The sequence below is a fragment of the uncultured Actinomyces sp. genome (assembly GCF_963526355.1).
Taxonomy (GTDB): domain Bacteria; phylum Actinomycetota; class Actinomycetes; order Actinomycetales; family Actinomycetaceae; genus Actinomyces.
On the sequence record NZ_CAUROW010000108.1, the window covers coordinates 1 to 5,745 of the forward strand.

The window sequence follows — 5,745 nt, forward strand, 5'->3', positions numbered from 1 at the left end:
CGACGATGTAGACCTCCCCCATCCTGTCCTCGGGGTGCAGACGGGTGCACACCCACCCCACCGGGCGACCGTCGAGGACGGCGACGTCGACGCCGTCGGGCTCACCATCGAGGACCTCAGCCAGATCCGCGGCCTGCCGCTGCCGCCAGCCCTCGGGGTAGAAGGATCGGTAGACGAAGGCTGGCACGTCCTGCTCCATGAGCGGGAGAACCGGGGCCCAGGCGCGCAGGGACAGGTCCAGCAGCGCCTGGCGCTGCTCCGGTCGGTACGCAACGATCTCAACCATGCCGAAATCCTACGGCGGGCTCGGTCAACGCACGGTCCCCGCCGGCGATCGCACCGACGGGACCCAGCAGGCTGAGGCACGGGCGGCGCCTCAGCCGAAGATGTCGAGCATCGGCAGCTCAGGGGACTGGAGCACCGCGGCGTAGTCCCGCGCGCGCCGGGCGATGGCCTCGTCGGCGATCTCCAGGGCACCCACCGACAGGAAGGGCACGGCGTACCTGGTGCCGACGACCCGTGAGGTGCCCTGCATGGGACGCAGGAACTCGTGGATCGTATAGACATGCGCCCCCTCACGGCCGTAGGCGCTGCCGGCACCGCCGACGCTGACGGCCAGGAGGAGCTCCTTGCCGTGCAGGGCCGTACCGGTCGAGCCGTAGGCCCACCCGAAGGTGAGGACGTCGTCGAGCCACTTCTTGAGAAGCGGCGGGCAGGAGAGCCAGTACAGGGGGTACTGGAGGACGATGCGGTCGGCACTCAGCAGGGCGGCCTGCTCGGTGGCCACGTCGATGTTGAAGTCGGGATAGATGTCGTACATGTACCGCACGGTGATGCCGCCACCGAGCGACTCCGCTGCCGCGCCCAGGGCCTTGTTGACCCGCGACTCGGAGATGTTGGGGTGGAAGACGAGAACAAGAGTGTTCACTGAGAGCTCCCTGGTGTCGTTGGACTGCAGTGCCGGGGACGCTCCCCGTGCGGCGCCATCGCCCCCGGCGCCAGAGGTGGACAGGACGTCGCTCAGGCCTGAGAAACCACCGATGAGGACCTCCAGCCTGGGCCTCATCGCGCCACGGTTCAGCCAGGACTGCTCAGGACGGAAGGGGACGCGGCCGGTGTCGTCGCGGCCGGGCAACGCGTGCGATCGGCGCCGCCCCAGACCAGAGCCCGATCCGCCGAAGCGCTCGTCCCACATGCGAGTGGCGATGTCGATGCCGCGCTCACGGCGCCCCGGCTGATGCTCGGACTCGATCGTCTCGGCCATGGCGGCCGCCTGCCGGTGGGAGGTCAGAACCGTCGACAGGGTGCAACTGAGCGCCAGGTAGGCGTCCTCACTGCGCAGACCGCCTGAGACGAGCGCGCTGTGAGCCCGTTTGGCCACAGACATGAAGGGCACGTAGGCCCAGGCCAGGTCGATGAGTATGTGGTCCAAACCGGGATTGGCGTCGAGCACGTCCCACAGCGAGTCGGCCAGTTGACGCAGATACTTCTGCCAGCTCAGTCCGGCCGGTGGCAGCGTGATGTCGGCGGAGACTCGCTCAAGGCAGGCGACGAGCAGGTCGTCGCGCGAGCTGACAGAGCGTCCCAAGTCGACCGCACTGACCCCCAGCAGGCGCGCCACCTTGCCCATCGTGAACCGGTCCACACCAATCTCCAGGGCGGCCATGACGACGTCGTCCCTGGTAAAACCAGCATTATGCTGCATAGAGCCTCCCAGGTCGGATCACACCCAATAGCGTAACGAAACAATAACAAGCAGCCAAATCGCACCCGCTTGCCGACGGGATACTCAGCATCATTTTTTCGCAATATAACCGCATAAAGTACCGCTCCGACGATTTCACCCCCAGCTTTCAGATCCTCAAGATTTGATAACGACTCATCAAGATCCGTTCCCTCCGAACCAGGTGGCACGCCCGGCGGCGGTGGGTCCTCCCCGATCCCACAGCCCCGCTACCGTGGTGCCATGAGCGAGACTCCCCGCCCGCAACGCCCCGTCTTTCCGGCGCCCCCCGCGGCGCCCTCGCCGGCAGCGGCGCCACCCACCCCGACGGCGCCCCCGGCCAAGCAGCGACGCTGGCGCGACGACCTGCACCTGGCGCACACGATCGCCAACAAGGTGGACAGCCTCACCCTGGCCCGTTTCGACGCGGGCAACTTCACCGTGGAGACCAAGTCGGACCTCACCCCGGTCACCGAGGCCGACAAGGAGGCCGAGCGCGTCATCCGCGAGCAGCTGGGACGGGCACGCGGGCGCGACTCCGTCCTGGGCGAGGAGCTGCCCACCACCGGGCACTCCTCGCGCCAGTGGGTCATCGACCCGATCGACGGGACCAAGAACTTCGTGCGGGGCGTGCCGGTGTGGGCCACGCTCATCGGCCTCATCGAGGACGGCCAGTGCGTCGTCGGACTGGTCTCGGCCCCCGCGCTGGGGAGGCGCTGGTGGGCCGTGTCCGGCGGCGGGGCCTGGACCGGGCGGTCGCTGAGCTCGGCGCGGCGGATGTCGGTGTCCGGCGTCGACGACCTCACCCGGGCCTCGATGTCCTACTCCTCGCTGTCGGGGTGGGCCCAGGCCAAGCGGCTGCGCGGGATGCTGGGGCTCATGCAGTCGTGCTGGCGCACCCGCGCCTACGGGGACTTCTGGTCCTACATGCTCGTGGCCGAGGGCGCCGTGGATCTGGCGGCCGAGCCCGAGCTCGAGCTCTACGACATGGCGGCGCTCGTGCCCGTGGTCACCGAGGCGGGCGGGCGCTTCACCTCCCTCGATGGCGAGCCCGGGCCTTTCGGGAACAACGCGGTGGCCACGAACTCGCTGCTGCACGACGTCGCCCTGAGCCACCTGGGCGCCGAGACGGACTGAGCCGGCCCACCCCGGTTGAGCCGCCGCCTCCTTCTGCTGGACATCAGTACACCCCGAAGTTATAAAAGATCTAAAAGATCTAAAGCGCGCAAAAGTGGAGACGATCACACATGGCCAACCCCTTCAAACCGACAGCCGGCGCAACGCCTCCGCTGCTTGTTGGCCGCAACCGCGTCATTGAGGAATTTCTGGAAAGCCTCGACGACGGCCCCGGAGCGCCTGGACTCCTGGAGCTCATCACTGGCGCCAGGGGCGTCGGGAAGACCGTCATGCTCACCGCTCTGGGAGACTCGGCACGAGAGCGCGGCTGGGTGGTCGTTGATGAGACCGCACGCGAGGGGCTCATGGACCGACTCGCCGCCGAGTTCACTCGCCAGCTGTCGCAGCTCGCCGGCAAGGAGCGCTCACGGTTGACCTCCTTGAGCCTGAGCACACCGCTTGGTGGCGGTAGCGCAACACTCGAGCACGCGCCCACTCTTGAGCCCTCCTGGCGGCAGAAGGCGCGAGCACTGACCCAGTGGCTCGCGGAACACGGCACCGGTCTGCTGCTCACGATCGACGAAGTGCATGCCATTCCGCGCGAGGAGCTGCAAGCTCTGTCCGCAGAGGTGCAGCACCTCATTCGCGAGGGGGCTCCCATCGGCCTTCTCATGGCGGGCCTCCCCAAGGCCGTTGAGGAGCTCCTCAATGACGACATCACCACCTTCCTGCGCCGGGCCGAGCGGGTCGAGCTCGGCGAGGTGGCCATCGACGACGTCTGCGAGGCCCTGAAGTCGACCTTCGACGCGGGCGAGAAGGTGATGAGCAACGACCTGGCTCAGGAGTGCGCGAACGCGACCGGCGGCTACCCATTCATGATCCAGCTCGTGGGGTACCAGGTGTGGAAGCACAGTGGCCATGGCCCAGTGACCCAGCCAGTAGTCGCCGCAGGAACGACCGCCGCCCGACTGCGCCTCGGCAACCTGGTGCACGCTCCGGCGCTGCGCGACCTGTCCGACGTCGACCGCACGATGCTCGTGTGCATGGCCAAGGACGACGGCCCGTCACAGATCGCCGACATCGCCGAACGCATGGACCGCCCCGTCAATTACGTGTCGGTCTACCGCAACCGGCTGCTCGCCGCCGGAATCATCAAGACCGCCGGCTACGGCAAGGTCGACTTCGCCGCCCCCTATCTGCGCGAGTACCTGCGCGAGCACGCAGCACACCTCGTCATGGAGTGAGTCGCAGCAGCCGACGGCCGCTCCTCGGCCACACGCCGGGATCACACGGGCTGGACTTGCACCGTATCCAACGTTATAAAAGGGATGCAAACTCATATGCGGCCGTAGAACTGGGTATTTGACCCGGCGTCGCTGCACGACCGAGCCGCCCCCGGTGCGGCGGGTACCACAGTCACCTGCCCGTTTCCTCCATCTCCAGCGCCGGTAACCTGCCGTGAGTCCACTATCCATCCACCCCAGGAGTCCCTTTGAACTGGCTGCACGCCGTCCTCCTCGGCATCGTCGAGGGCATCACCGAGTTCCTGCCGGTGTCCTCCACCGGGCACCTCAACATCGTCGAGAAGCTGCTCGGCTACGAGATCAACTCCGCGGGCACGACCGCCTTCACCGCGGTCATCCAGGTGGGTGCGATCCTCGCGGCCATCATCTACTTCTGGGCCGATATCGTCCGCATCATCACTGCCTGGTTCAAGGGCCTGACCAATGGGCGGGCCCGCCAGGACCCCGACTACACGCTGGGTTGGGGCATCATCCTGGGGTCCATCCCGGTGGCGGCCGTCGGGCTGCTGTTCAAGGACTTCATCGAGGGACCAGTCCGCTCCCTGTGGGTGATCGCCGGGGCCCTCATTCTGTGGTCGGGGGCCATGTGGATGGCCGACCGCCAGCAGAACCTCACCAAGGGCATGAAGGACGTGACTGTCAAGGACGCCCTCATCATCGGTGCGTTCCAGGCCCTGTCCCCGGTGTTCCCGGGCATCTCCCGTTCCGGGGCGACGATCTCCGCCGGCCTGTTCCTCAAGTTCGACCGGGTGACGGCCACGCGCCTGTCCTTCTTCATGGGCATTCCGTCCCTGGTTGCGGCCGGACTGCTGGAGGCCGTGACCGAGGCCGGCACCATCAGTGACACCGTGGGCTGGACGCCCACCATTATCGCGACCGTCGTCTCCGGCGTCGTCGCCTACGCGACCATCGCCTGGCTGCTGCGCTTCGTGTCCTCCAACAAGTTCACGTCCTTCCTCGTCTACCGCGTGCTACTGGGTGCGGTCATCATCGCCCTGGTCTCCGCCGGCACCATCGCCGCCTGACGGAGCCCTTGCCGCCGAACTCAATTCCCTCCGCCGGCATTCTTCACGTGGGGCAACGGATTCTTCCGTTGCCCCACGTGATTTCTGTGCTCCTCAGCATCGAGATCCGACGCCGCACGAATCCTGTTCCAGCGTCGTCGTCCGCTTGTACGATAGGCGCCATGTCCACCCCTGGGGTACGCGCAGACTCACTGGCCGCTGAGGACGTCGGCTAACATCGGGGAGATCCGCAGCATGACCACACGCCACCCATCCGCTTCTCCTACGCGAAATCGCTTCGGAAGTCGTCCCGCGATCGCCGCAGGTTTCGTCAAGCGGCAGGGACAGGATGAGCTCTTCGACGCCGTCTTCGCTCGCGCCGAGCCTCGCACGGTTCTGACGGGGATGCGGGGAAGCGGCAAGACTCAGCTGGCCGCTGCGGTGGCGGCCAGGTGCGAGGAGGACGGCTGGCCCCTAGTCGCGTGGATTCATGCAGCCTCACGCAAGGAGATCCTTGCCGGTCTCTACGAACTCGCACTGCGCATCGGTATCGACGCACCGAAGAACATTCCTCTGGAGGTCATTGTTCGGCGCCTCC

The 5,745-nt window shown here is 66.8% G+C and carries 4 protein-coding genes and 2 pseudogenes; 4 read left to right on the top strand and 2 right to left on the bottom strand.

The window, feature by feature from the left end; genetic code table 11:
* Together RWR81_RS12075 and RWR81_RS12080 are read right to left on the bottom strand one after the other, a co-directional pair.
* Positions 1-286 (bottom strand): annotated as a pseudogene (locus RWR81_RS12075) (GNAT family N-acetyltransferase); the annotation flags it as partial.
* A gap of 90 nt (positions 287-376) precedes the next feature.
* Positions 377-1,705, bottom strand: a complete 1,329-nt coding sequence (locus RWR81_RS12080; RefSeq protein ID WP_314457980.1) for an NAD(P)H-dependent oxidoreductase — start codon at positions 1,703-1,705, stop codon at positions 377-379.
* Between the two features lie 261 nt (positions 1,706-1,966).
* On the opposite strand from RWR81_RS12080, the gene RWR81_RS12085 reads away from it, so the two are divergent.
* The 4 genes and pseudogenes from RWR81_RS12085 to RWR81_RS12100 form a co-directional block, all read left to right on the top strand.
* Positions 1,967-2,860, top strand: a complete 894-nt coding sequence (locus RWR81_RS12085) for an inositol monophosphatase family protein (RefSeq protein ID WP_314457981.1) — start codon at positions 1,967-1,969, stop codon at positions 2,858-2,860.
* A gap of 110 nt (positions 2,861-2,970) precedes the next feature.
* Entirely contained in the window at positions 2,971-4,083 is a 1,113-nt protein-coding gene (locus RWR81_RS12090; protein ID WP_314457982.1) for an AAA family ATPase, read from the top strand.
* 248 nt (positions 4,084-4,331) lie between these two features.
* A complete protein-coding gene (locus RWR81_RS12095) occupies positions 4,332-5,168 on the top strand; it encodes an undecaprenyl-diphosphate phosphatase (protein WP_314457983.1) in 837 nt (278 codons plus the stop codon).
* Positions 5,169-5,402: 234 nt separating this feature from the next.
* Positions 5,403-5,745 (top strand): annotated as a pseudogene (locus RWR81_RS12100) (tetratricopeptide repeat protein); the annotation flags it as partial.